This is a genomic window from Mycolicibacterium sp. XJ662, from assembly GCF_053484035.1.
In genome coordinates this window covers 103,401-125,064 of sequence record NZ_JBEFTL010000001.1, presented here as the reverse complement: position 1 = coordinate 125,064, position 21,664 = coordinate 103,401, and the positions used below count along the sequence as shown (strand labels likewise).

21 protein-coding genes are annotated in these 21,664 nt (G+C 66.2%); 13 read left to right on the top strand and 8 right to left on the bottom strand.

Annotated elements, in window-relative coordinates; genetic code table 11:
• From ABQE93_RS00680 to ABQE93_RS00655, 6 genes are read right to left on the bottom strand one after another with little or no spacing between them, the layout of a single operon-like run.
• A complete protein-coding gene (locus tag ABQE93_RS00680; RefSeq protein WP_448405337.1) occupies positions 1 to 1,434 on the bottom strand; it encodes an MCE family protein in 1,434 nt (477 codons plus the stop codon).
• The gene (locus ABQE93_RS00675; protein WP_448405336.1) at positions 1,434 to 2,657 is read right to left on the bottom strand and encodes an MCE family protein; all 1,224 of its coding nucleotides are present in this window, start codon (positions 2,655 to 2,657) and stop codon (positions 1,434 to 1,436) included. The genes ABQE93_RS00680 and ABQE93_RS00675 overlap by 1 nt, the downstream gene beginning before the upstream one ends.
• Positions 2,654 to 3,925 carry an MCE family protein gene (locus ABQE93_RS00670; RefSeq protein ID WP_448405335.1) on the bottom strand — a complete coding sequence of 424 codons (1,272 nt, stop codon included), beginning with the start codon at positions 3,923 to 3,925 and terminating at the stop codon, positions 2,654 to 2,656. The genes ABQE93_RS00675 and ABQE93_RS00670 overlap by 4 nt, the downstream gene beginning before the upstream one ends.
• A 2-nt stretch (positions 3,926 to 3,927) precedes the next feature.
• On the bottom strand, positions 3,928 to 4,983 hold the full coding sequence (locus ABQE93_RS00665; RefSeq protein WP_448405334.1) for an MCE family protein: 1,056 nt from the start codon (positions 4,981 to 4,983) through the stop codon (positions 3,928 to 3,930).
• On the bottom strand, positions 4,976 to 6,007 hold the full coding sequence (locus ABQE93_RS00660; protein ID WP_448405332.1) for an MCE family protein: 1,032 nt from the start codon (positions 6,005 to 6,007) through the stop codon (positions 4,976 to 4,978). Before ABQE93_RS00660 ends, ABQE93_RS00665 begins: the two co-directional genes overlap by 8 nt.
• Positions 6,004 to 7,194 (bottom strand): MCE family protein, encoded by a 1,191-nt coding sequence (locus ABQE93_RS00655; RefSeq protein ID WP_448405331.1) that lies wholly within the window; start codon positions 7,192 to 7,194, stop codon positions 6,004 to 6,006. The genes ABQE93_RS00660 and ABQE93_RS00655 overlap by 4 nt, the downstream gene beginning before the upstream one ends.
• Before the next feature lie 174 nt (positions 7,195 to 7,368).
• On the opposite strand from ABQE93_RS00655, the gene ABQE93_RS00650 reads away from it, so the two are divergent.
• From ABQE93_RS00650 to ABQE93_RS00595, 12 genes are all read left to right on the top strand, one after another.
• Complete coding sequence (locus ABQE93_RS00650; protein ID WP_448405330.1) at positions 7,369 to 8,838, top strand: aldehyde dehydrogenase family protein; 1,470 nt, start codon at positions 7,369 to 7,371, stop codon at positions 8,836 to 8,838.
• Positions 8,835 to 10,040 carry an amidohydrolase family protein gene (locus tag ABQE93_RS00645; protein WP_448405329.1) on the top strand — a complete coding sequence of 402 codons (1,206 nt, stop codon included), beginning with the start codon at positions 8,835 to 8,837 and terminating at the stop codon, positions 10,038 to 10,040. The genes ABQE93_RS00650 and ABQE93_RS00645 overlap by 4 nt, the downstream gene beginning before the upstream one ends.
• Positions 10,037 to 10,822, top strand: coding sequence for an SDR family NAD(P)-dependent oxidoreductase (locus ABQE93_RS00640; protein WP_448405328.1), 786 nt, complete (start codon positions 10,037 to 10,039; stop codon positions 10,820 to 10,822). The genes ABQE93_RS00645 and ABQE93_RS00640 overlap by 4 nt, the downstream gene beginning before the upstream one ends.
• Entirely contained in the window at positions 10,819 to 12,075 is a 1,257-nt protein-coding gene (locus ABQE93_RS00635; protein WP_448405327.1) for a cytochrome P450, read from the top strand. The genes ABQE93_RS00640 and ABQE93_RS00635 overlap by 4 nt, the downstream gene beginning before the upstream one ends.
• Positions 12,076 to 12,081: 6 nt before the next feature.
• Complete coding sequence (locus tag ABQE93_RS00630; RefSeq protein ID WP_448405326.1) at positions 12,082 to 12,516, top strand: nitroreductase family deazaflavin-dependent oxidoreductase; 435 nt, start codon at positions 12,082 to 12,084, stop codon at positions 12,514 to 12,516.
• Positions 12,517 to 12,575: 59 nt separating this feature from the next.
• The gene (locus tag ABQE93_RS00625) at positions 12,576 to 13,202 is read left to right on the top strand and encodes a TetR/AcrR family transcriptional regulator (protein WP_448406473.1); all 627 of its coding nucleotides are present in this window, start codon (positions 12,576 to 12,578) and stop codon (positions 13,200 to 13,202) included.
• Positions 13,202 to 14,476: a cytochrome P450 gene (locus ABQE93_RS00620; RefSeq protein WP_448405325.1), complete on the top strand. Its 1,275-nt coding sequence runs from the start codon at positions 13,202 to 13,204 to the stop codon at positions 14,474 to 14,476. Before ABQE93_RS00625 ends, ABQE93_RS00620 begins: the two co-directional genes overlap by 1 nt.
• Positions 14,476 to 14,982, top strand: coding sequence for an Rv2253/PknI dimerization domain-containing protein (locus ABQE93_RS00615; RefSeq protein WP_448405324.1), 507 nt, complete (start codon positions 14,476 to 14,478; stop codon positions 14,980 to 14,982). Before ABQE93_RS00620 ends, ABQE93_RS00615 begins: the two co-directional genes overlap by 1 nt.
• A 13-nt stretch (positions 14,983 to 14,995) precedes the next feature.
• Positions 14,996 to 15,397 (top strand): hypothetical protein, encoded by a 402-nt coding sequence (locus tag ABQE93_RS00610; RefSeq protein ID WP_448405322.1) that lies wholly within the window; start codon positions 14,996 to 14,998, stop codon positions 15,395 to 15,397.
• On the top strand, positions 15,394 to 17,058 hold the full coding sequence (locus tag ABQE93_RS00605; protein ID WP_448438044.1) for a PE-PPE domain-containing protein: 1,665 nt from the start codon (positions 15,394 to 15,396) through the stop codon (positions 17,056 to 17,058). Before ABQE93_RS00610 ends, ABQE93_RS00605 begins: the two co-directional genes overlap by 4 nt.
• Before the next feature lie 94 nt (positions 17,059 to 17,152).
• A complete protein-coding gene (locus ABQE93_RS00600; RefSeq protein WP_448405320.1) occupies positions 17,153 to 18,799 on the top strand; it encodes an HNH endonuclease signature motif containing protein in 1,647 nt (548 codons plus the stop codon).
• A 161-nt stretch (positions 18,800 to 18,960) separates the two neighbouring features.
• Positions 18,961 to 19,524 carry a TetR/AcrR family transcriptional regulator gene (locus ABQE93_RS00595; RefSeq protein WP_448406472.1) on the top strand — a complete coding sequence of 188 codons (564 nt, stop codon included), beginning with the start codon at positions 18,961 to 18,963 and terminating at the stop codon, positions 19,522 to 19,524.
• 7 nt (positions 19,525 to 19,531) lie between these two features.
• Here ABQE93_RS00595 and ABQE93_RS00590 read toward each other — a convergent pair whose 3' ends face one another.
• Complete coding sequence (locus tag ABQE93_RS00590) at positions 19,532 to 20,044, bottom strand: DUF2505 domain-containing protein (RefSeq protein WP_448405319.1); 513 nt, start codon at positions 20,042 to 20,044, stop codon at positions 19,532 to 19,534.
• Positions 20,045 to 20,066: 22 nt separating this feature from the next.
• The gene (locus ABQE93_RS00585; RefSeq protein ID WP_448405318.1) at positions 20,067 to 20,579 is read right to left on the bottom strand and encodes a DUF2505 domain-containing protein; all 513 of its coding nucleotides are present in this window, start codon (positions 20,577 to 20,579) and stop codon (positions 20,067 to 20,069) included.
• A gap of 26 nt (positions 20,580 to 20,605) precedes the next feature.
• On the opposite strand from ABQE93_RS00585, the gene ABQE93_RS00580 reads away from it, so the two are divergent.
• Positions 20,606 to 21,661, top strand: a complete 1,056-nt coding sequence (locus ABQE93_RS00580; RefSeq protein WP_448405317.1) for a UDP-N-acetylmuramate dehydrogenase — start codon at positions 20,606 to 20,608, stop codon at positions 21,659 to 21,661.
• The last annotated feature ends 3 nt before the right edge of the window (positions 21,662 to 21,664 follow it).

Below are 21,664 nucleotides of genomic sequence, written 5' to 3'. Positions count from 1 at the left end.
TCAACGCGGAAACAGGTCCTGCCACGACGACGGGTTTCCGGACTGGTTCAGGTCGGTCTGCTCGTACACCCGGCCGTCGTCGCCGATGTAGCGTCCGGTGCGCGGGTCGTACGGGACCGCCGCCGCCGGTGGCGGTGTGCCTTCGATCGGCGCGTAGATGTTGCTGTCGGGATGCACCCGGCCGTCGGGCGGCACACCCTGCGACACCAGGTTCGGGTCGAACGGGTAGGGCCCCAACACATGCTGGCGCATCGCCAGCGGCATGTAGGGCTCGTCGCTCTTGCAGATCTCCACCGTTGGCGCCCGCTTACCCGGCTGGCCCATGCACGGGTTGTTCCGCACCCCGCGCACGGCGACCGGGGAATCCTGCGGCAGCTTGCAGTACAGCCCGTCGGGCGTGTCGATCACCGACTCGTCGTCGGGTGAACGCCATTGCGACGGCGGCAGAAAGCCCACCGTGCACGGCGGCGGGTCACCGTTCATCAGCGAGAAGCCGCCCAGCGACAAGCCAACCGGGTTGTTGAGCTGCGACAGGGATCCGAAGCCCGCCACGTACGGCGGCAGCAGGACCAGCAGCTGCTCCAGCGACGGGTTGTAGGTGACGCCGATCTCGCCGACGGTGGTCAGGTTGGCCAGCAGCACCGGAAGGGTCGGCTTGACCTGCCCAAGCAGCCCCGCGATCTCGTCGGCGGCGTCGGGGCCGGTGTCGAGCAGCGTGCGGAACTCGGCGTCGTTGTCGACGAGTTGGTCGGTGACCGCGCTGAGGTTGTGCGTCCAGATCCGCAGCGACTGCGTGCTTTGTGTTTGTGAGTCCAGCAGCGGTTCGCTGTCGTCGATGAGGGTGCGGGTGTGCCCGGCTGCGGCGTTGGCGTCGGCGGCGATGCGCGATCCCGAGTCCAGCAGCGAGGCCACGTCGTAGCCCGACCCGTCGAACGCGAGGTACGACTCGTCGAGCAGGTCGGACAGCTTGTCCTTCGGCACGCTTTTGACCATGGCGCTGAGCTGGTCGAGCACCGGCCCCACCTTCAGCGGAACGGTGGTGTCCGCCTTGGCGATCACCGTGCCGTCCTCCAGATACGGGGGACCCGCGCTGCGGGGGACGAGGTCGACGTACTGCTCGCCGACGGCCGACACGCTGCGCACGTTCGCCACGACGTCGGCCGGAATACGCGGCGAATCCTTGAGCGACAGCACCGCCGTCGCACCTGCACCAGTGGGTTCCACGCTCGACACCTTGCCGATCTGCACACCGCGGTAGGTGACGTTGCCGAACCGGTAGAGGCCGCCGGTGCGCTCCAGTTCGACTGTGACCTTGATGTGTCCGATACCCAGCCAGGTGGGCACCTGCAGATATCCGAACACCATCACCGTCATCGCGACCACCGAGGCGACGGTGAACACGATGAGCTGCGTGCGGACGGTGCGGGTGAGCATCAGTTCTCCCCGGCGGGGTAGGGGCCCGCGAAGATCGTCGGCGGAGGTGGCGTCGCAGGTGACGACGGCGCAACCGGGAGGACCGCCGGCGCCGGCGGCGGAACACCGGCCTGCGCCGGAGGCATCACGCCGACGTTGAGCGGTTCGTAGGTGTAGTTGAGATGAACCGGATCGCCGGGTGCGGGAACGAAATCGGCGTTCGGGTCGCCCCATCGGGTGCCCAGAAACAGCGAGCGTTTGAGCCGCGGCACGGTCAGGTCCATGGCCGCGAAGATGTTGATGTAGTCACCGCGGATCGCCCGGTCGATGAAGTTCTGCGAGAACGGATAGGTCGGCAGGTACGCGATCACCGTGCCGAGGTACGGGCCGACGTCGGCGAGAGCCTTCAGCGTCGGTTCCAGGTTCGTCAGGTTGCGCACGAGGTCATCTTGGGTGCTGTTGACCAGTTGTGTTGCGGTGTCGCTGAACTCGCCCAGCTTCTGCATCGCGGTGACCAGCTGGGCGCGCTCCTGAAGCAGGACGTCGAGCGCCGGCGGAAGCGTGTGCAGCGCCTCGCTGATATCGGACCGCTGAGCGGCCAGGGTGGCGGTGAACCGGTCCAACGCATGGATGGAAGCGGCGAACCGATCCCGTTGCTCGTCAACGGTTCCGACGATCGTGTCCAGGCGGGTGATCAGCTCGCGAACCTCGGCCTCGCGCCCCGACAGCGCGCTGGCCGTGCTGTGCACGAAATCACCGATCTGCCCCAACCCGCCGGCGTTGACGACCACCGAAAGCGACGACAGCGTCTGCTCCGTCGACGGGTACGTCGACGACCGGTCCAATGCGATCATCGACCCCGGTTGCAGCCGGCCGGTCGGCGGCTCACCGACCGGTGGGTCCAGCGCCACGTGCATCGAACCCAGCAGGCTGGTCTGCCCGACGGTCGCTACCGCGTTGGCGGGCACCACTACGTCGGGTTTGACGCGGACCTCGACCTCGGCGTGCCAGTCGACGGCATCGACGGAGCCGACACTGCCCACCACGACATCGTCGATCATCACCGGTGAATTGGGTTCCAGCGTACCGACGTTGGCGATCTGGACGTGGTAGACGTCGTTACCCGGACCGCTTGCCACCGCGCCCGGCAGCGGAAGGGTGTTCACCCCGCCGAAGCCGCAGGAGGTGACCGTCATCGCGGCGCACAGACCGGCCGCGGTTCGTCGTAGCGCGCGGGCGGTCACGATGGCGGCCCTTCGGTCGGCAGCAGCATGTCGTGCAGCGTCGGTGACGCACCGGTGTAGGCCGACACCGCCGGCGGTGGTTCCGGTGGATCGACGACCCCGGCCCCGCCAGGCGCGAGCGCTGGATCGGCATAGACCACCTTGTCCGGGGTGTAGGACGGCATCAGGAACGGGTTGATCGGGGGCTGCGGCAGGATGTTGAAGTTCAGAAGCCGCAGCGCCGGGCCGAGGTACTCGGCGCACAGCTTGGCGGTCTCCGGCGCGGTGACGTTGGCGATGCCGCCGATGGCCCCGCAGAGGAACCCGACGGGGTTGGAGAAGTTGGTGAGCACGAAGGTGCCAAGGGCGCCAGGGACGTTCGGGTTGAGGATGTGATAGGAGTTGGCGAACGCGGTAGGGGCGACGTGCAGGATGTTCTCGACGTCGCTGCGATGGTCGGCCAACACCTGGGTGACGTTGGCGAGGCGCTGCACCTGCTCGGCGGTCTTGTCCCTGGTGCCTTCGACGAAGCGCTTGATCTCGCCGACCGCCACGGCCAGCTCCGTCATCGCGGCTTCCAGATCGCTTCTGCTGTCGGCCAACACGGTGCTGAAGGTGGCCAGTCGGTCGCCGAACAGCACGATGTCGTCGCTGCTGTCGCGCAGCGCGGTGACGAACGCCTGCAGGTTCTCGATGGTGGCGACGATGTCGCCGCTGCCATCGGAAAGGATGCGCGCGAGCTTGGAAAGCGTGGCGAACGTCTCGCGGAGCTTGGCGCCGTTGCCGTCCATCGCGTCGGCGGTGCTTTCGATGAACCGGCCCACCGAACTGCTCGACAGCATGCTGTCCGGGCCGAGTTCGGTTGCCAGCTTGGACAGTTGCGTTTTGACCTCGTCCCACTCGACCGGCACCGCGGTGCGTGAGCGGTCGATGACGTCGCCGTCGCTCATGCGCGGCTCACCCGCCCGATACAGCGGCGCCAACTGCACGTACCGGGCGGCCACCAGGTTCTGCGCGACGATGACAGCCTTGGCGTCGGCGGGCACGCGCACACCGTGGTCCACCTCGATGGTGACCGCCGCCTGGTCGGGCTGCGGGGTGATGGACCGGATCTTGCCGACCTTCACCCCGACGATGCGGACGTCGTCGCCGGGATACAGCCCGGTGGCCGACGAGAAATAGGCGGTGAACGTCTGTGGGGCGAAGTACGTCTGGCGCACCACCAGCGCAGCGCCGGCGGCCAACACCGCGATCAGCGTGACGGACAGGATCAGCTTCGGTCGGGACATCGCTAACCTCCCGGAATTCCGTTGCGGGGCCACGGAAACAGTGCGCGCGGCATGTGCTGGTCACCGGCCCGGAACCCGAACGCGTGATCGAAGAAAGGCTGCAGCAACTGGGGCGGGATGAGGTTGGGCACGTAGGCGCTGTAGTAGGGGCCGCTGGAGACCGCTTCAGAGGTGGTGATCTCGAACTTCTTCAGCCCCGGCAGCACCGCCGACAGGCTGTCGCGGTTCTTCTCCAGCATCGCCGTCACCGCGTTGAGTCGGTCCAGCGTCGGGGCCAGTTCGTCTTCGTTGTCTTTGACCAGCCCGGTCAAGTGCGCGGCGACCGCGGCGGTGTTGGCGAGGAGTTCGCTGATCGCCTGGCGACGTTGCACCAGCACCGCGAGCAGGTCGTTGGCGTTGAGGATCAGGGTGTTGAGCTGTTGGCTGCGCTCGGCGAGGATTTCGGTGACGGCGGTGGCGTTTCGCAACAACGTGCTCAACGTTTCGCTGCGGCTGTTCAGCGACCGCGACAACCTGGTCACACCCTCGAAGGTCGGGCCCAGCTGCGGTGCGATCTGGTCGAGGGTGGCCGAGAGGGTGTCCAGGGAGTGGTTGAGCGTGGCGGTGTCCGTCGCCTCGACGTTGGTGGTCAGGTCGTTGACGGCCTCGTTGAGTGAGTACGGCGAACCGGTCCGCGACAGCGGGATCATCTCGCCGGGCCGCATGGCGGTCTGACCGTCCGGCTCCAGCGTCAGGATCCGCGCGCCGAGCAGCGATCCAGTTCTGATGTGCGCGGTGCTCTGATTACCGAGGCGCACAGTGTCTTTGACGACGAACGTCACGACGGCGCCATTCTCGCCGAGCGCCACGTCGGTGACCGTGCCCACCTTGACGCCGGACACCTTGACCTCGTTGCCGGTGCTCAGCCCGCCGGCTTCGGCGAACTCGGCGTGGTAGGTGATGGCAGTGGCCCAAGACACCAACCGTTCGGGTTGCAACCCGACGGCCACGACCAACACCATGAGCACGACGCCGATGAACCCGGCTCGGGTCAGGTTCGCGCTGCGGTACTTACGCATCGGGTTCCGCACACCTCCCGTCGCGTTGTTTGATCCACGGGAAGACGGCGGTGCGGCCCTCGAGATCGGTGACGCGCACCGTGATACCGCACAGGTAGTAGTTCACGAAGCTGCCGTAGGAGCCGACCCGGGCCAGCTTGCGGTAGTTGTCGGGGGCGCGTTGCAGTGCGACCTCGATGAGCTCTTTGTCCTTTTCCACCAGCGGCGCCAACCGGTGCAGTTCCTCGACCGTTCCGGCGAGCGGTGCGCGGGCATCGGACAACAGCCCCGCGACCGATGCCGTACCGCTGCTGAGAGCCTCGATGGCGTCACCGATCGTGTTGCGGTCGGCGGCCAGTTCGGTGGTCAACCGTTCGAAGCGATCCAGGGCGCCGGAGAACCGCTCACCCTCAGCGCCCAACGTTTCGAGCACTGCGTCGAGGTTGTCGACCAGGCTCTCCAGCGCGAGGTTGTTGTCGGCCAACGTGTTCGAGAACGTCGACGTCTTGCTCAGCAACGACTGCAGCGTGCCGCCTTGGCCCTGGAAGATCTGCAGCAGCGCGTTGGTCAGCGCGTTGACGTCGTCGGGGTTCAACCCGCGGATCACCGGTTTGAGCCCGCCGAGCAGCAGATCGAGGTCCAACGCCGGCTGGGTGCGCTGCGCCGGTATCTGCGCGCCCTTCGGAAGCACCTGCGCAGCGCCCGGGCCGTCGACGAGTTCCATGTACCGGTCGCCGACGAGGTTGAGGTAGCGCACCGCGGCACGCGTGCCTTCGGTGAGCACGACCTCGTCGTCGGCGTCGAACGTCACCAGCACCGTGTTGTCCGCGCGCAGCGTCACGCCGCCGACCGTGCCGACCCGCACGCCGGCCACCCGCACCGAGTCACCCGGCTCCAAGCTCGAAACGTCGGTGAACACCGCCGAATAGCTTCGGGTCGAACCGCTTCGGAACTCGCCGAACACGAGGAACAGGCTGGCGGTGAGAAACGACATGACGACCGCGAAGGCGCCGAACTTCACCAGGGTGCGCAGCGGGTTCGTCATCCCGGCTGACCCCACTGTGCGGTGTTGCGCGGTGGTCCGTCGATCGGCCCGAACAAGAACTGTTTGAGGCCGTCGGAGTTCAGCAGCAGGCCCTGGTTGCCGTACCGGGTGGGATCGGTGCCGACGTCGGCGACGAGTTTGGGCGGGTACGTGTTGAACTCGAGCGGCAGCTGGCCCTCACATTGCGGGCCACCGGTCGCCGCGACCTTCGGCAGGTCCTGGGGGTAGCGGTAGCGTTCGAGCCCCAAGGTCAGTGCACCGAGGTCGTTGACGCCAGGTACCGGCGCGGGCGGTTTGAGCGCGAACGCGATGACGCCGGTCAACGAACACGTGAGCGCTTCGTGGTACTCGTTGGTCAGGTCGGTGGTCGGCACCATCAGCCGCATCAGGTTGGCCAACGGTTCCCGATTGTCGCCGATGACGTCGTTACCGATGTCGGCCAACCCGATGGCTGACACCAAAAACCGGTCCAGGGCGGCGTGCTGGTCGACCAGCGTGCGGCTGATGCGGCTGGCGTTGTTGACGATCGACATCAGATCGGGTGCGGCGTCGGCATAGGCGGTAGCGACGTCGGGAAAAGTCTGCAGTTCATGGCCGAGTGCTGGCAGGCTCGGTTCGATCTTGGCGAGAAAGGCGTTGAAGTCGCTCAACGAGCGTCCGAAGGTCTCCCCGCGGCCGCTGAGCGCCGTCGACACCGCGCCCAGCGTCTCGTTGAGTTTGGCCGGATCTATCTGTTGCAGAACGGTATTGAGATCCTCGAAGATCGTGTTGACCTCGACGGTCACGCGCTCGGAGTCGAGCACCTGACCGGCCCGCAGATGCGCCGCCGACGGGTTGGACGGATGGACGAACTCGACCGACTTGGCGCCGAACACCGTGTTGGCGCCGATCTCGACGCCGACGTTGTCGGGCAGTAGGGCCAGCCGGGCCGGTTCGATCGCAAGCGTCAACGCCGCGCGGCCGTCGGGCAGCTCGGAGATCTCCGACACCGTGCCGATCTGGGCGCCGTTGAGTTTGACCCGTGCGCCGGGATCCATGAGCAACCCGGCCCGGTCGGTCAACACGGTGAGCGGGACCGCGGGGGTGAACGCGCCGTTGAACATCGCGATGGCCAGCGCGACGATGCCGGCCACACCGAGCACGCCGATCAGCCCCGCCACCGGGCGCCAGTTCAAGCCGGGGCGCATGGGGTGTTCAGCGACTTGCCGGCGGCGAACAAGAAACTCCCCCTAAGATGTGACCGAAATCTCATACTTGCAGTGACGAGAAGAGTACACAGCAAAGATCAGAACCTCAAGATGGTCAAAAGTAGAATTATGTTCTACTGTGACAAGTGCATTTAGTTGCGGAAATGAGGCGATGTGGCAATCCTCGCGGAGCGGCGGACATACGTCGCGGGTCGGTGGGTGACCGGCGACGAGGCCGTCAGCGTCGAGAACCCTGCGGACGAGACCCGCGTCGGGGAGGTAACCAGCACCCCGACGGGTGAGGTCGAACGAGCCATCGCCGAAGCGCGGCGCAGCTTCGACGACGGTGTGTGGGCGGATCGGTCCGTGGCGGAGCGCGCGCGGGACGTGCACGCGTTCATCGACTACATCGAGGGCAGCGCCGATGATCTGGTGCCGACCCTCGTCGCCGAGGCCGGCCAGCCCACCCGGTTCGCCGAGGTGACCCAGCTGCGCGCCGGCGTCGCGCTGGCCCGCCAGACCGTCGACCTGTACCAGTCGATGAAGCATGAACAGGCCAGCCCGGTCCCCGTCGACGACCTCGTGCGCGGTCGGGTGGCGTTGAGCGTGCGCCGGCACGAGCCGGTCGGGGTCGTCACCGCGATCACGCCCTACAACGCCGCGCTGATCATGGGGTTTCAGAAGCTCATTCCGGCGTTGATGGCGGGTAATTCGGTCATCTTGCGTCCGAGCCCGTTGACGCCGATCTCCTCGCTGATCTTCGGCATGGCCGCCGACGCGGCCGGGCTACCCGCAGGCGTGTTGAGCGTCGTCGTCGAATCCGGAACGGCCGCAGCGGAACTGCTGACCAGCCACCCGGCCGTCGACATGGTGTCGTTCACCGGTTCGACCCTGGCCGGACGCAAGATACTGGCGCAGGCGGCGCCGACGGTGAAGCGGGTCTCGTTGGAACTCGGCGGCAAGTCGGCGCAGATTTATCTGCCCGACGCGATCGACAAGGTGGGGGCGGGGGCCGCCATGGTGGTGATGAGCACCGCCGGGCAGGCCTGCGTGGCCGCCACGCGCATGTTGGTGCCCGAGGATCTGCGCGCGCAGGCGGTGGAGGTGGTCAGCGCCGCGTACCGGTCGATCAAGGTGGGGCCGCCCGATTCTGCGGATGCCGCGATGGGGCCGGTCATCAGCGCCGCGCAGCGGGACATATGCGAGCGCATCGTCCACGCCGCCGAGGAAAACGGGGGCAAGGTGGTCTGCGGTGGCGGCCGCCCGGAAGACCTGGACCGTGGCTACTACTTCGAACCCACCGTCCTCGACATTCCGGATAACGCGAATCCCGCTGCGCAGGAAGAGATTTTCGGCCCCGTCATCGCGGTGTTGGGCTACCGCGATCTCGACCACGCCGTGGCGATCGCCAACGACTCCATCTACGGGCTGTCCGGTCAGGTGTACGGCGCCGACGTGGCGACCGCGGTGCAGGTGGCGCGGCGCCTGCGCACCGGAGCCGTCAACGTCAACACCACCGTCTTCTCCGCCTACGCGCCCAGCGGCGGATACAAGCAGAGCGGCCTTGGCCGCGAGCGGGGTCCCGACGGGATCCGAGAGTTTCAGGAGGTCAAACACGTGTCGATAGGGGAGCTTTCACGATGACTGTGAACTACAACCTGGACTGGTTGATCTCGGTCGACGATCACATCCTCGAGCCGCCGAACCTGTGGGTGGATCGCGTCGCGGTGAAGGACCGCGACAAGGCACCGCACATGGAACCCGGCGAGAACGGGGTGGACATGTGGGTCTACGACGGCAAGCGCTATCCGAACTCGGGGTTGAGCGCGGTGGTCGGCAAGTCCAAGGAGGAGTTCAGTCCCGAACCGCTGTCCTATTCGGAGATGCGCCCGGGCTGCTACGACGCCAAGGCCCGCCTCGAGGACATGGACCGCGCCGGTGTGCTTGCCTCGCTGTGCTTCCCGACGATCACGCGGTTCTGCGGACAGCTGTTCATGGAAGCCAGCGACCGCGAGTTCGGCTTCGAATGCCTGCAGCACTACAACGACTGGCTGGTCGAGGAGTGGTGCGGAGTCGCCCCCGGCCGCTACATCCCGCTGATGCTGATCCCGATGTGGGATCCGCAGCTGGCCGCCAAGGAGATCGAGCGGATGGCGGCTCGGGGTGTGACGACCTTCGCGTTTTCTGAAAACCCGGAACCGCTGGGGCTGCCGACGATTCACGACCCCAGCGGATACTGGGAGCCGGTCATGGCCGCGGCCAACGAAACCGGGATGGTCGCGAGTATGCACGTCGGCTCGTCGTCACAGTTACCGAAGATCTGCAGCGACGCACCGTTCATGGCCAACCTGACCTGGGGCGCGTCGCGCACGTCGGGAACCATGCTGTCCTGGCTCTTCAGCGGGCTCTTCCAGCGGTACCCCAACCTCAAGATCGCGTTATCGGAAGGTGAGATGGGCTGGATGCCCTACTTTTTGGAGCGCGCCGAACAGGTGCTCGACAAGCAGCGGTACTGGGTCAAACGTGGAACCAAGTTCATGGGCCACGCCGGCAACGACGCCGACCTGGACACCCTCGACATTCGCGAGACGTTCCGCAACCACATCTTCGGTTGCATCATCGAGGACCGGCACGCGGTCAAGAGCATCGAGGAACTCGGTGAAGACAACATCATGTGCGAGACCGACTATCCGCACTCGGACTCCACCTGGCCCAACTGCATCGAGGTCGCCCGCAGCACCATGAAGGATCTGCCGGAGAACGTGCAGTATAAGCTGTTGCGCGGCAACGCCGAAAGGCTGTACCGCTTCACTCCGGCCGAACCGCCCGTGCTGGCGGACGCATGAAGCCACTGCTTGACGGCAAGAGCGCCGTCGTCACCGGCGCCGGCTCGGGGGTGGGCCGTGCCTCGGCATTGCGGTTCGCCCAGGAGGGCGCGCGGGTCGTCGTCGCCGACATCGACCTCGACCAGGCCAAGGAGACGGTGCGCCAGATCGAGGGGGCTGGCGGCACCGCGGTCCCGGCCGGCGTCGACGTGGCCGACGAAGAGCAGGTGCGCGGCATGTTTCGCACCGCGGTCGACTGGTTCAACCAGCTCGACATCGTCTTCAACAACGTGGGCATTCCCACGCCACGGCTGGGGATGTCGTTCGAGGACCACACGCTTGAGGATTTCAACCGGCTGGTCGCGGTGAACCTCGGCGGAGTGTTCCTCGGCTGCAAATACGCTGTGCTGCAGTTCAAGTCGCAAGGTAGCGGCGGCGTCATCCTCAACACCGGGTCGGTGGCAGGGCTGGTGGCGTGGGGCGGTTCGGTGTACGGCGCGACCAAGGGCGGTGTGCTGCAGCTGACCCGCGCGGTGGCCATCGAGGCGGCCCCGTTCGACATCCGGGTCAACGCGATCTGCCCCGCGGCCATGCCGTTGACCGGTTTCATGGCCGCGGGCGGGCTTGAGGTGGACGACGCCCAACGGGCCGGAATCGCGGCAAAGGTCGGTGAACAGCATCCGCTCGGCAGGGCGATCACCGCCGAGGACTGCGCGGAGGCCGCGCTATATCTGGTGTCCGACGCCGCGCGCAACATCACGGGCGTCGCACTACCCGTCGACGGCGGGTACGTAGCGAGATGACCACCTCCCGACTGCTGGACCGCACACAGCTGCGTGAGCTGTTCGACCTGCGCAGCTCCTACAACGAGCTCAGCGGCGGTGCCTACCAGGACGATCCGTACCCGATATGGCATCGGCTGCGCGAGCAGGGTCCGGTGCTGCCCGGGATTCTGCACGAGCTGACCGGCTGCCAAGGTCCGATGTACTTTCACGGGCTGCCGTACCCGGACTGTCCACACTTCACGCTGTTCGACTACGAAACGGGCTTTGCGGCGCATCGGGATCCGGACGTGTTCGCGTCGTCGCCGGTGCCCGTGGATCTCGACAACGGGCCGCTGGCGCTCACCAACAGCTTGCTGTCGATGGACGGTGCACAACACAAGCGGTACCGCGCGCTGGTGCAACCGTCGTTCCTGTCGTCGAACGCCAACTGGTGGATCGACAACTGGATCTCCGAGACGGTCGACATGCTGATCGACGGGTTCGCCACAGACGGACACGCTGAACTCAACGTCGACTTCTGCGCGGCCATCCCCATTTTGACGATCACGGGCAGCTTCGGGGTGCCCGTCGAGCAGGCGCTGGTGATACGCGAGGCGCTCACCCACGACCCACAGAAGGTCGTCGATATCCTCCGCCCGATCATCGAGGCCCGCCGCGAAGAGCCCAAGGACGACCTGATCAGCGTGCTGGTGCAGGCCGAGATCACCGACGACGACGGCGTGACCCACCGGCTGACCGACCGCGAGATCGACTCGTTCGTCCTGCTGTTGCTCGGTGCGGGTTCGGGTACCACCTGGAAGCAGATGGGCACCACGCTGACCGCGCTGTTGCAACGGCCGGACATGCTCGACGCCGTCCGCCAAGACCGCGCGCTGTTGCGCCCGGCCATCGAGGAGTCGGTGCGCTGGATGCCGACGGACCCGATGTTCTCGCGCTGGGTGATCACCGATACTGAGCTGGCCGGTGTCGAGATGCCCGCGGGCTCGGTCGTGCACATCAACATCGGTGCCGCCAACCGTGATCCGGCGCGATGGGACCGACCCGACGAGTACGACATCCACCGGACCATGCGGCCGAACCTCGGCTTCGGCCAGGGTGTGCACATCTGCTTGGGCATGCACGTCGCACGCGCCGAGATGGCGGTGGCGATCTCGGCGCTGCTGGACCGGCTGCCGAATTTGCGCCTCGATCCCGACGCCGAGCAACCGCGTTTCGTCGGCCTGTACGAACGCGGCGCGACCGCGATCCCCGTCCTCTTCGACCGGTCTTGAGGTGCCATGAGCGAAACCAACTACACCGCACCAGATCTGACGCTGGTCGGCGCAGACCACATCGCGGCGTATCGGGAGACCGACGGGGAAGTGGGCTACCTGTGGAACGGGGTGCCCACCCTGCTGCTCACCGTCACGGGCCGGCGCAGCGGACAGCCGCGCACGTCCGCGCTGATCTTCGGGCGCCATGACGACGACTACCTCGTCGTGGCCTCGATGGGCGGAGCCCCGATGCACCCGAAGTGGTACCTCAACCTGCAAGCGCATCCGGCCGCGCAGATCCAGGTCCGCGATGAGCGGATCGCCGTGACCGCGCGCACCGCGACGGCCGATGAGAAGCCCCGGCTGTGGCAGATCATGACCGACCTCTGGCCGAATTACGATGTCTACCAGTCACGGACGGACCGCCAGATCCCCGTCGTCGTGTTGACCCCGACATGACCAACGCGGGGGCACCCTCGGATACGTGGGTCGAACGTGCCGTCGAACGCTCGGCGGCGGTGCAGCGGTCACGGCTGCGGATCGCCCAGCACGTCGGGCAGATGCTCGATGCCGCAAGGCGGTTGATCGCCACCAAAGGCGACAAGTTCACCACGCAGGAACTGGTCGCCGAAGCCGGTGTCGCGCTACAAACCTTCTACCGCTACTTCGGCAGCAAGGACGAACTGCTGTTGGCGCTGATCGGTGACGCGATGATCGAAGCGTGCGAGCGCTGGACGCTGGCCGCCGCCGAACTCACCGACCCGCTGCAGCGGCTGCGCTTTTACATCACACGCACGCTCGATCGGCTCGAAGGTGACAGTCAGGACGCCGCCCTGGCGAAGTTCGTGGTGTCGACACGATGGCGTCTGCACCGACAGTTCCCCAAGGAACTCGACGAGGCCGAGAAGCCGTTCGTCGATCTACTGCGCGTCGAGATCGACAAGGCGGTCGAGATGGGACTACTCAAACCAGCGGATCCGCAGTGGGATTCGTGGTTCCTCGGTGAGCTCGTCCGCTCGGTGTATCACTTCTATGCCTTCGCCGACGACAGCCGCGGTGAAATCAAACTCGTCAAGGAGAACCTGTGGAACTTCTGCCTGACCGCGCTCGGCGGCACCCCTGTATTGGCGAAAGGTGTTGATTAGTGACCCAATCCGATTTCAGTGCCATCGACTTCTTCACCAGCCCGGACTTCGTCCCGGATCCGCACCCGTACTTCGAATACCTGCGCGGCCAAGGCCCGGTCGTCAAAGAGCCGCATCACGGCGTGGTGGCGGTCACCGGTTACGAAGAGACGCTCGAGGTGTTCAAGGACGCCGAGCAGTGGTCCAACTGCGTCGCGGTGGGCGGACCGTTCCCGCCGCTGCCGTTCACGCCGGAAGGCGATGACATCCGCGACCAGATCGATGCGCACCGCACGCAGATGCCGCTGTATGAGCATATGGTTGCGATGGATCCGCCCAACCACACCCGGGCGCGTTCGATCCTGAGCCGCCTGCTCACACCCAGTCGGCTCAAGGCGAACCAGGATTTTTTGTGGGAGCTGGCCGACAGTCAACTCGACGAGTTCATCGACGCCGGCGAGTGCGAGTTCCTCACCGCGTATTCAAAACCGTTCTCGCTGTTGGCGATCGCCGACCTATTGGGTGTTCCCCGCAAGGATCACAAGGAGTTTCGCGACGCGCTGGCCAACCCGCATTTAATGGGCAACATCGAAGGCGAAGGCGCGGCGATCAACCCGCTGGAGTTCCTCGACGAGAAGTTCAGCGCCTACATCGAAGAGCGTCGCGCGCAACCGCGCGACGACGTGCTCAGCGATCTGGCCGCGGCCACCTATCCGGACGGTTCACAGCCCACCGTCACCGAGGTGGTGCGCACCGCGAGCTTCCTGTTCGGGGCGGGTCAGGAGACCACGGCCAAACTACTGGGCGCGGCGCTGCGGATACTGTGTGAGCGCCCTGAACTGCAGCACACCCTGCGCGAGGATCCCAGCGTGGTACCGACCTTCATCGAGGAAACGCTGCGGACGGAAAGCCCGGTCAAGACCGAGTTCCGGTTGGCGGTGCGGTCGACCACCCTGGGCGGGGTCGACATACCGGCCGGCGCCATCGTGATGATCTCCGCCGCGGCGGCCAACCGCGACCCGGACAAGTTCGAGCGCCCACACGAGTTCCGGCTCGACCGCAAGAACGTCCGCGAACAGATCGCGTTCGCCCGCGGGGCACACTCGTGTCCGGGGGCACCGCTGGCGCGCGTTGAAGGCAGGGTGTCGCTGGAGCGGATCCTGGCCAGGATGACCGACATCGCGATCGACGAACGCTTCCACGGCCCGGCTAGTGACCGCAGGTTGACGTATGAGCCGACGTACATCCTGCGCGGGTTGACCGATCTGCACCTGCGGTTCACGCCGGTGAGCTGATGCGCATCGGGACGACGGTGACGGCGTTGGCCGCGGTTGTCGCGGCCGGCGTCGTCGTCGCGCCGCAGGCACATGCCGACGACTGGGCCCTCAACGGCACGTACCTGGCGACCTCCAACGGAGACTGGGCCACCACCAACGAAGTTCGCCGTAACCAGGCCACCGTCCGAAGTGTCTGGACCATCGCCATGACGTGCACCAACGTCGTTACCTGCAGCGGAACGGTGAGCAGCGACGCGGGCTGGAGCGCCGAAATCGGCGTCACCAACGGCGAATACATCGTCAAACGCGAGCTACCGGATTGGCAGCGGTGCGCCGACGGTAGCGGACAGACGGTGACCGGTCACCAGAGTTACCGGTTCTTTCCCGTGGCGCCCGACGGGTTTTTGCTCCCGGGTTCGCGGGTGTTCGCCGGGTTCGACAAGACGACCGGCGAAAGCGGCGCCTGCCGCCTCAACGACAAAGTGGAGATCGACATGCCGTTCCGGCTGGAAAAGCTGGACTGACTGAAAGGCCGATATGCCCCACGCCAAACCCACAGATCTGCCCAGCGCGGGCGGCGGGCGCTGGCCCGCAGTCGGCGACGGTTTCCGCTCCGTGCAGTGGGGCGACATGGAGGTGGGGTTCACCTCGATCGACCATCCGCTGGACTGCACCGAGCTCTACCGCGTCGGAGGAATGCCCGGTGGGCTGTGTATGTGCCCGCATTACGGCTTCGTCGTCGAAGGCGCCGTCAGCGCAACGTATCCCAACACCGACCTGCCCGACGAAGAAGCGGTGGCAGGTGAGGTGTACTTCTTTCCGGCCGGGCACATCCTGAAGTACTCGGGGCCGACCAAACACATCGAGTTCAACCCCGCGTTCGCGCTGCAGCAGTGCATGGACGCGATGCAGCGTACCGCCGACCGCGCGACCCAATGACGGTGCGGATCCTGGTCTCGGCGTTGGCGCTCGGTTGTGCCACCGTACTTGGCTGGAGCACAACGCTTCCGGCGAGTGTGCGGCTGGCGACCAATGCGCTGATCATGGACGCCACCACGTTCCCGATGCCCAGCCGCGGCTACATGGAGTCGGCGATCAACGACTTCATCGCGCCCACCGTGCCCGACGCGGCGGGTTATACGCCGGTGGCGGTGCGGCAACGCTCGCAGATCATCGGCATCAACCAGTCCGTCGAGGGCGGTATCGATCTGCTGGTGGACGCCATGGCTGACCAGAGCGAACCGTTTGTGGTGTTCGGCTTTTCGCAGAGCACCGTGGTGTCGATGCGGGTGAAGGCCGATCTGGCGGCGCGCAAGGCGCGTGGGGAAGCGGTGCCCGACGTGACCTTTGTGGGTATCGGAGTGGGGAACCGTCCCAATGGGGGCATTTCGTCGCGGTTCGCGGGCGTCACGATCCCGTTCTTCGACTTCACATTTGACGGTCCGGCGCTCACCGACGCCGGGTTCACGACCATCGACATCGCGCGCCGGTGGGACGGTTTGGCCGATACCCCGCAGTTCCCGATCAACCTGGTGTCGACCGTCAACGCGATATTCGGTGTGCTGTTCGTGCATGCGCTGTACGGGCCGGAGGTCAGCCTGGACCCTGGCAGCCCGAAGTACGTGCCCGGCACCGTCGTTGAGCAGTACGGGGACACCACCTATTACTGGATTCCCACGGGGGACCTGCCGCTGTTCGACCCGTTCCGTCTGCTTGGTGTGCCTGAGCAGGTGATCGACGTCTTTGAGCCGTTCTTCACGGTGCTGGTCGAAGCCGGTTACGACCGTTCAATCCCGTTCGGGGAACCCGTTCCGGCACAGTTGATCCCGGTGATCGATCCGGTCACGCTGACGATCCAGCTGGCCAGGGCGGTCGTCGAGGGTGCCAACAACGCCGTTAAGTTGGTGGGCGGTCAGTTACCTGGATATAGCGCGCTGACAACGCATCTCGAGTTCGCTGAGGCCCAGTCCGCGAGCGTCATCGGTGCGCCGTATCGCAACTTCGTCAGGGAGTTCAACGAGAACTTCAACCCGTTCCAGGCATTCGCCGCGATCGAGGGACCGATCGCCACGGCTTTCGACAGTGTGGTCAACGCGCTGGGTGTCCCGCATGTGCTCAATCAGCTGATCGAGCCGGTGCTGTTTCCGCTGACGGCGTGGGCGGAGGAGAACCTTCTCTTTCCGTCGCCGGATGCGCCGCTTAACCCGTTGATTCCGATCCTGCGTCGGATCGCGCCGCATATCGGTACGCCCGCGGTGGAGAGCACTGACGCGGATGAGTCGTGGTCCGCACCGTCGGAGGACGAGCCTTCATCGGAGGACGACGACGTCACCTTGGATGGCGACGTCGCGCTGGAGGACGACGATGTCACGTTGGACGACGACGTCACGTTGGGTGACGACGTCACGTTGAGTGATGACGTCACGTTGGACGATGACGTCACGTTGGACGACGACGCCACCCCGACCTCGTCGACGACCAGCCGAGCCGAGAACCCGACGTCGCCCTCCGACGGCCCAACCGTCAACGACGCGGACCCAAGCGAGTCGACAACCAGTCAGAACGATGGGGCCGATTCGAGCACCGAGGACGCGGCCTGATCTAGGTATCGACTACTGGATTGACCTGAGATCTGTCACCGCTGTCCTGCGACATGGCGCAGAAATGTCGTACCCCTCTGCGAAAATCGAACACATGTTCGAGGGGTTTCGGTCGGTCGATGAGGCGGGGTTGATCGCTGAGGTCCAGGCGTGTGCGCGTTTTGAGGCTGCCGTTGCGGCGCGGCGGTTGGCCGCGACTGGTGAGTTGGCTGCGCGCTGCAGGGAGTCTTATGAGCAGCGCGAGCATTGGGTGGTCGATGGGTGGGATTGCGCGGCCGCCGAGGTGGCCGCGGCGATGGGGATCACCCGGTATCGGGCCGGGCAACAGATGGCGATCGGGTTGGCGTTGCGTAACCGGCTGCCCAAGGTTGCGGCGCTGTTTAGTGAGGGTTTGATCAGCGCGCAGGTGATTTCGACGATCACCTGGCGCACCCATCTGGTGTTGGAGGGTGAGCCGTTGGCGCGGGTGGATGCCGAGATCGCCGAGCGCGCGGCCGCGTGGGGGGCGTTGGGTCAGCAGCGGTTGGAGTTGGCCGTCGACGCGGTGGTCGAGACCCATGATCCGGATGCGCGGCGGCGCTATCGCGACGCGGCGCGCGAGTGTGATGTGCAGGTGGGCAAGCCCGATGACGCCACCGGTACCGCGTCGTTGTATGGGCGGCTTTCGGCCACTGACGCGAAGTTGTTGATGGCGTGTCTGGAGCAGATGGTCGCGGGGATATGTGATGGCGATCCGCGCAGTGCCCGGCAGCGGCGCGCCGCGGCGTTGGGGGCGTTGGCCGCCGGGGCGGATCGGCTCACCTGCCAGTGCGGTAGCCCGCAATGCCCGTGGGCCAACACAGATGACCCGCGTGCGGCCCGGTTCGTCATCCACGTGCTCACCGACACCGCGCCCACCGCCCAACCCCCGGCCACGACCACCGCGGAGCGGTCCCGCGACACCGGCACCGCCGCCGGCGCTGAAACATCTGCCCCCGACCAGGGGGCACCGGAGCCGGTCGGCGAGGAGTGGGTGCCCCCGACCGATGAGCCGGTCGATGAGGAGTTGGTGCCCCCGCCGATCGATGAGGAGTCAGAGGCCGAGCCCACACCGCCGCAGGCCGAATCGGCACCGAAGGCCAATCTGTGGGCGCCAAACCATCCCGAGAGCTCGGGGTCGGCGGGGGTGATCGTCGGTGGCGGGGTGATCCCGCCGGCGTTGTTGGCGGAGTTGGTCGCCAACGGCGCCAAAGTACAGAGCGTGTATCGTCCCGAGGCGACAGAAGGAGAGCCGCGGTATCGGCCGTCGCGGGCCTGTGAGCGGTTTGTGCGGTTGCGCGATATGACGTGTCGCTTCCCCGGCTGTGACCGCCCAGCCGAATACTGCGATCTCGACCACACCACCCCGTACCCGGGCGGGCCGACGCACCCGTCAAACATCAAGTGCCTGTGTCGTTTTCATCATTTGATGAAGACGTTTTGTGGTTGGAATGACCAACAATGCCCCGACGGCACCGTCATCTGGACCGCGCCCAGCGGCCACACGTACCGCACCCATCCCACCAGCAAGCTCTACTTCCCACACTGGGACACCACCACCGCCGACCTACCGCCGCCGGCCAACGCACCCCCACCCTCGGCGCAACGCGCCCTGAAGATGCCACGACGACGCCGCACCCGCGCCGCCGACAACGAAGCACGCATCACCGCCGAACGCAAACTCAACCGCGAGGCGACCGGCTACAACCCCTACCGCAGATAGGGTCGGCGTGGGCAACCGTTCTGTCCTCGAACCGCTCATCGACGTGCCGGGCGACTGAAGCGAAGCGCTAGCATTTCCCGGTGTCCTGGGTGGAGCGCGCGGTCGAACGTTCGGCTGCGGTACAGCGGTCCCGCCAGCGCATCGCCCAACAGGTGCGTCAGATGCTCGATGCGGCCAGGAAGCTGATCGACGCCAAGGGCGACGACTTCACCACCCAGGAACTCGCCGCGGAAGCCGGTGTCGCGCTGCAGACGTTCTACCGCTACTTCGCCAGCAAGGACGAGCTGTTGCTGGCGGTGATCGGCGACGCGATGTCCGAAGCCGTCGACCGCTGGAGCCGCGAGGCCGCCGAGCTGCCCGACCCGCTCGCCCGGTTGCGCTACTACCTCACCTCGACGCTGGAGCGGCTCGGCGACGGCACGAACGCCGCGATGCCGCGGTTCGTGGTCTCCACGCGCTGGCGGCTGGTTCGGCAGTTTCCCACCGAGCTCGCCGAGGCCGAGAAGCCGTTTGTCGATCTGGTACGCGGTGAGGTCACCGCGGCCGTCGAGGCCGGACTGCTCAATCCACCTGATCCCGAATGGGATTCATGGTTTGTGACCGAACTCGTGCGGTCGGTCTACCACTACTACGCGTTCGCCGCGCACGCCGAAGGTGAGCTCGACACCGCCAAAGAACAACTGTGGCGGTTCTGTCTGACCGCGCTCGGCGGCGCCACGACCTAGGCGCGCCCTAGTGGTGCTTGGCGATCCAGTCCGCGGCGAACGCCTCCTCGGCGTCGAACAGATACTTGATGTGGTGCAGGATCAGGTCCTCCAGCGCACCGCCGACCAACGGGATCGACACTTTGCAGATGCTGGCCAACCGCAACTGGCTGCCGACGTCGGTGTCGGTGAGAAAATACTTTCCGCCGAAGCGGCCGGGCCCGCGCGGAATGGACGCCGCGTAGTGGCCCGCGGCCCGATTGTTCGCGTGGTCGAACGGGTCGAAATGCTGCGTCCGGGTGATGACCATGTCGGCCGGAATCACAGAGCGCGCGATCGCAGGCAACTCCGAGCGCGGCACCTCTTGTACGAACACGATGTCGGTGCCCCGCTCATCGGAGGAGAACGACGTGATCTCCGACGGGCTCAGCCGACGATAGGCGTCCATCAGGCTTTGCCAGTAGTCGCGGCTGGTGAAGTCCTGATACATCTTCTCCGCGGGCACGTCGAACGCGATGGTGTACTCCATGCGACGCGACATGGCACCTAAGTTTACTTATCGACTAGGCGTTTTCGGTGATCCACATGGTGGTGAAGCGTTGTTCGGCGATGAGCAGCTCCGTCAGCTGCGAGCCGATGAAGTTCTCGATCTTGCCACCCACCAGTGGCACCCTGACCTCGACGGCCACGCTGAACTCGAGCCGCGAACCGTTGCTTGAGGTGGCCGACATCAGCACGGCGGTGCCGGACAGGCTGGCAGGGGCGCCGTCGATCGAGCCGGTGACCGTCGCGCTGGCGCGTCCGTCGTGCACCGGGGTCCATGTCTCCTCGCGGATGAAGCTCAGATCGCCGCGGTGGAACTGCGTGACCAGGCCGGGCAACCGGTCGGCACGCAACGTCTGGGTGGTGACCACGTCGATGCGGCCGTCCTCGGTGACCACCATCGATTCCAGCGAGTAGTCGTCGGCGCCGGAATCGGTCAGCCGAGCCCACCAATACTGCTCGTCGCGGAAGGCCCGGTGCACTTGTTCGACGCTGCCCTCGTATTCGGCGGCCATGTCGAATGAACGCGGCATAGCTGGCCACGCTACCGTTACCGCCCGTGGTCACATCGGTCATAGGGGGCGCGTCTGTCGCCGAGGCGGTGCCGCTGGGCCCGCTGACCACGCTGCGGGTCGGGGGCGTCGCGCAGCGCCTCATCACCTGCGACACCACCCAGAAGGTGGTGGACGTCGTGCGTGCCCTCGGACCCGACGACGATGCGCTCGTGCTCGCCGGCGGATCCAACGTCGTGCTGGCCGACGACCTCGCCGGCCTGACCGTCATCCTGCTCGCCAACACCGAGGTCACCGTCGAGGACAACGTGGTGCGCGCCGAGGCGGGTGCGGTGTGGGACGACGTCGTCGTGACATCGCTGGCGCATGGTCTCGGCGGGCTCGAATGTCTTTCCGGCATACCGGGTTCGGCGGGCGCCACCCCGGTACAGAACGTCGGCGCATACGGCGCCGAAGTCGCCGACACCCTGCGCCGCGTGCGGCTGCTGGACCGTCGCACCGGCGAAGACCGCTGGGTCGCTGCCCAGGCGCTGCAGTTCGGCTACCGCACCAGCGCCCTCAAGCATTCGCACGACGCGATCGTGCTCGAAGTGGAGTTCGCGCTGGACACCAACGGCCGCAGCGCCCCGATGCGCTACGGCGAGTTGGCCACCGCGTTGGGCGTGGAGGCCGGGGCACACGTCGACCCCGTGCGGGTGCGGGATACGGTGCTGGAGTTGCGGTCGCGCAAGGGCATGGTGCTCGACGAGGCCGACCACGACACCTGGAGCGTGGGGTCGTTCTTCACCAACCCGGTGGTGTCACGCGCCGAGTTCGAGCGGCTGCGCACCAGCGTCGACGGCCCTGTGCCCAACTACCCAGCCGCCGACCAGGTGAAGCTCGCCGCCGGCTGGCTCGTCGAACGCGCCGGCTTCGCCAAGGGCTATCCGGGTGAGGACGCCCCGGCGCGGCTGTCCACCAAACATGCGCTGGCGATCACCAACCGGGGCGCGGCCACGGCGGCCGACGTGATCGCGCTGGCACGGACCGTACGCGACGATGTCAGAACGAAATTCGGGATCGAACTCACACCTGAGCCTGCCCTGGTCGGCTGCCGTATCTAGGTA

What these genes read in the sequence shown, in the direction of transcription:
- ABQE93_RS00610 (WP_448405322.1), top strand. Translation starts at nt 14,996, where the DNA reads ATGCCCCACGCCAAACCCACAGATCTGCCCAGCGCGGGCGGCGGGCGC.
- ABQE93_RS00655 (WP_448405331.1), bottom strand. Translation starts at nt 7,194, where the DNA reads ATGCGCCCCGGCTTGAACTGGCGCCCGGTGGCGGGGCTGATCGGCGTG.
- ABQE93_RS00670 (WP_448405335.1), bottom strand. Translation starts at nt 3,925, where the DNA reads ATGTCCCGACCGAAGCTGATCCTGTCCGTCACGCTGATCGCGGTGTTG.
- ABQE93_RS00660 (WP_448405332.1), bottom strand. Translation starts at nt 6,007, where the DNA reads ATGACGAACCCGCTGCGCACCCTGGTGAAGTTCGGCGCCTTCGCGGTC.
- ABQE93_RS00680 (WP_448405337.1), bottom strand. Translation starts at nt 1,434, where the DNA reads ATGCTCACCCGCACCGTCCGCACGCAGCTCATCGTGTTCACCGTCGCC.
- ABQE93_RS00640 (WP_448405328.1), top strand. Translation starts at nt 10,037, where the DNA reads ATGAAGCCACTGCTTGACGGCAAGAGCGCCGTCGTCACCGGCGCCGGC.
- ABQE93_RS00590 (WP_448405319.1), bottom strand. Translation starts at nt 20,044, where the DNA reads ATGTCGCGTCGCATGGAGTACACCATCGCGTTCGACGTGCCCGCGGAG.
- ABQE93_RS00595 (WP_448406472.1), top strand. Translation starts at nt 18,961, where the DNA reads ATGCTCGATGCGGCCAGGAAGCTGATCGACGCCAAGGGCGACGACTTC.
- ABQE93_RS00645 (WP_448405329.1), top strand. Translation starts at nt 8,835, where the DNA reads ATGACTGTGAACTACAACCTGGACTGGTTGATCTCGGTCGACGATCAC.
- ABQE93_RS00600 (WP_448405320.1), top strand. Translation starts at nt 17,153, where the DNA reads ATGTTCGAGGGGTTTCGGTCGGTCGATGAGGCGGGGTTGATCGCTGAG.
- ABQE93_RS00630 (WP_448405326.1), top strand. Translation starts at nt 12,082, where the DNA reads ATGAGCGAAACCAACTACACCGCACCAGATCTGACGCTGGTCGGCGCA.
- ABQE93_RS00605 (WP_448438044.1), top strand. Translation starts at nt 15,394, where the DNA reads ATGACGGTGCGGATCCTGGTCTCGGCGTTGGCGCTCGGTTGTGCCACC.
- ABQE93_RS00585 (WP_448405318.1), bottom strand. Translation starts at nt 20,579, where the DNA reads ATGCCGCGTTCATTCGACATGGCCGCCGAATACGAGGGCAGCGTCGAA.
- ABQE93_RS00635 (WP_448405327.1), top strand. Translation starts at nt 10,819, where the DNA reads ATGACCACCTCCCGACTGCTGGACCGCACACAGCTGCGTGAGCTGTTC.
- ABQE93_RS00615 (WP_448405324.1), top strand. Translation starts at nt 14,476, where the DNA reads ATGCGCATCGGGACGACGGTGACGGCGTTGGCCGCGGTTGTCGCGGCC.
- ABQE93_RS00665 (WP_448405334.1), bottom strand. Translation starts at nt 4,983, where the DNA reads ATGCGTAAGTACCGCAGCGCGAACCTGACCCGAGCCGGGTTCATCGGC.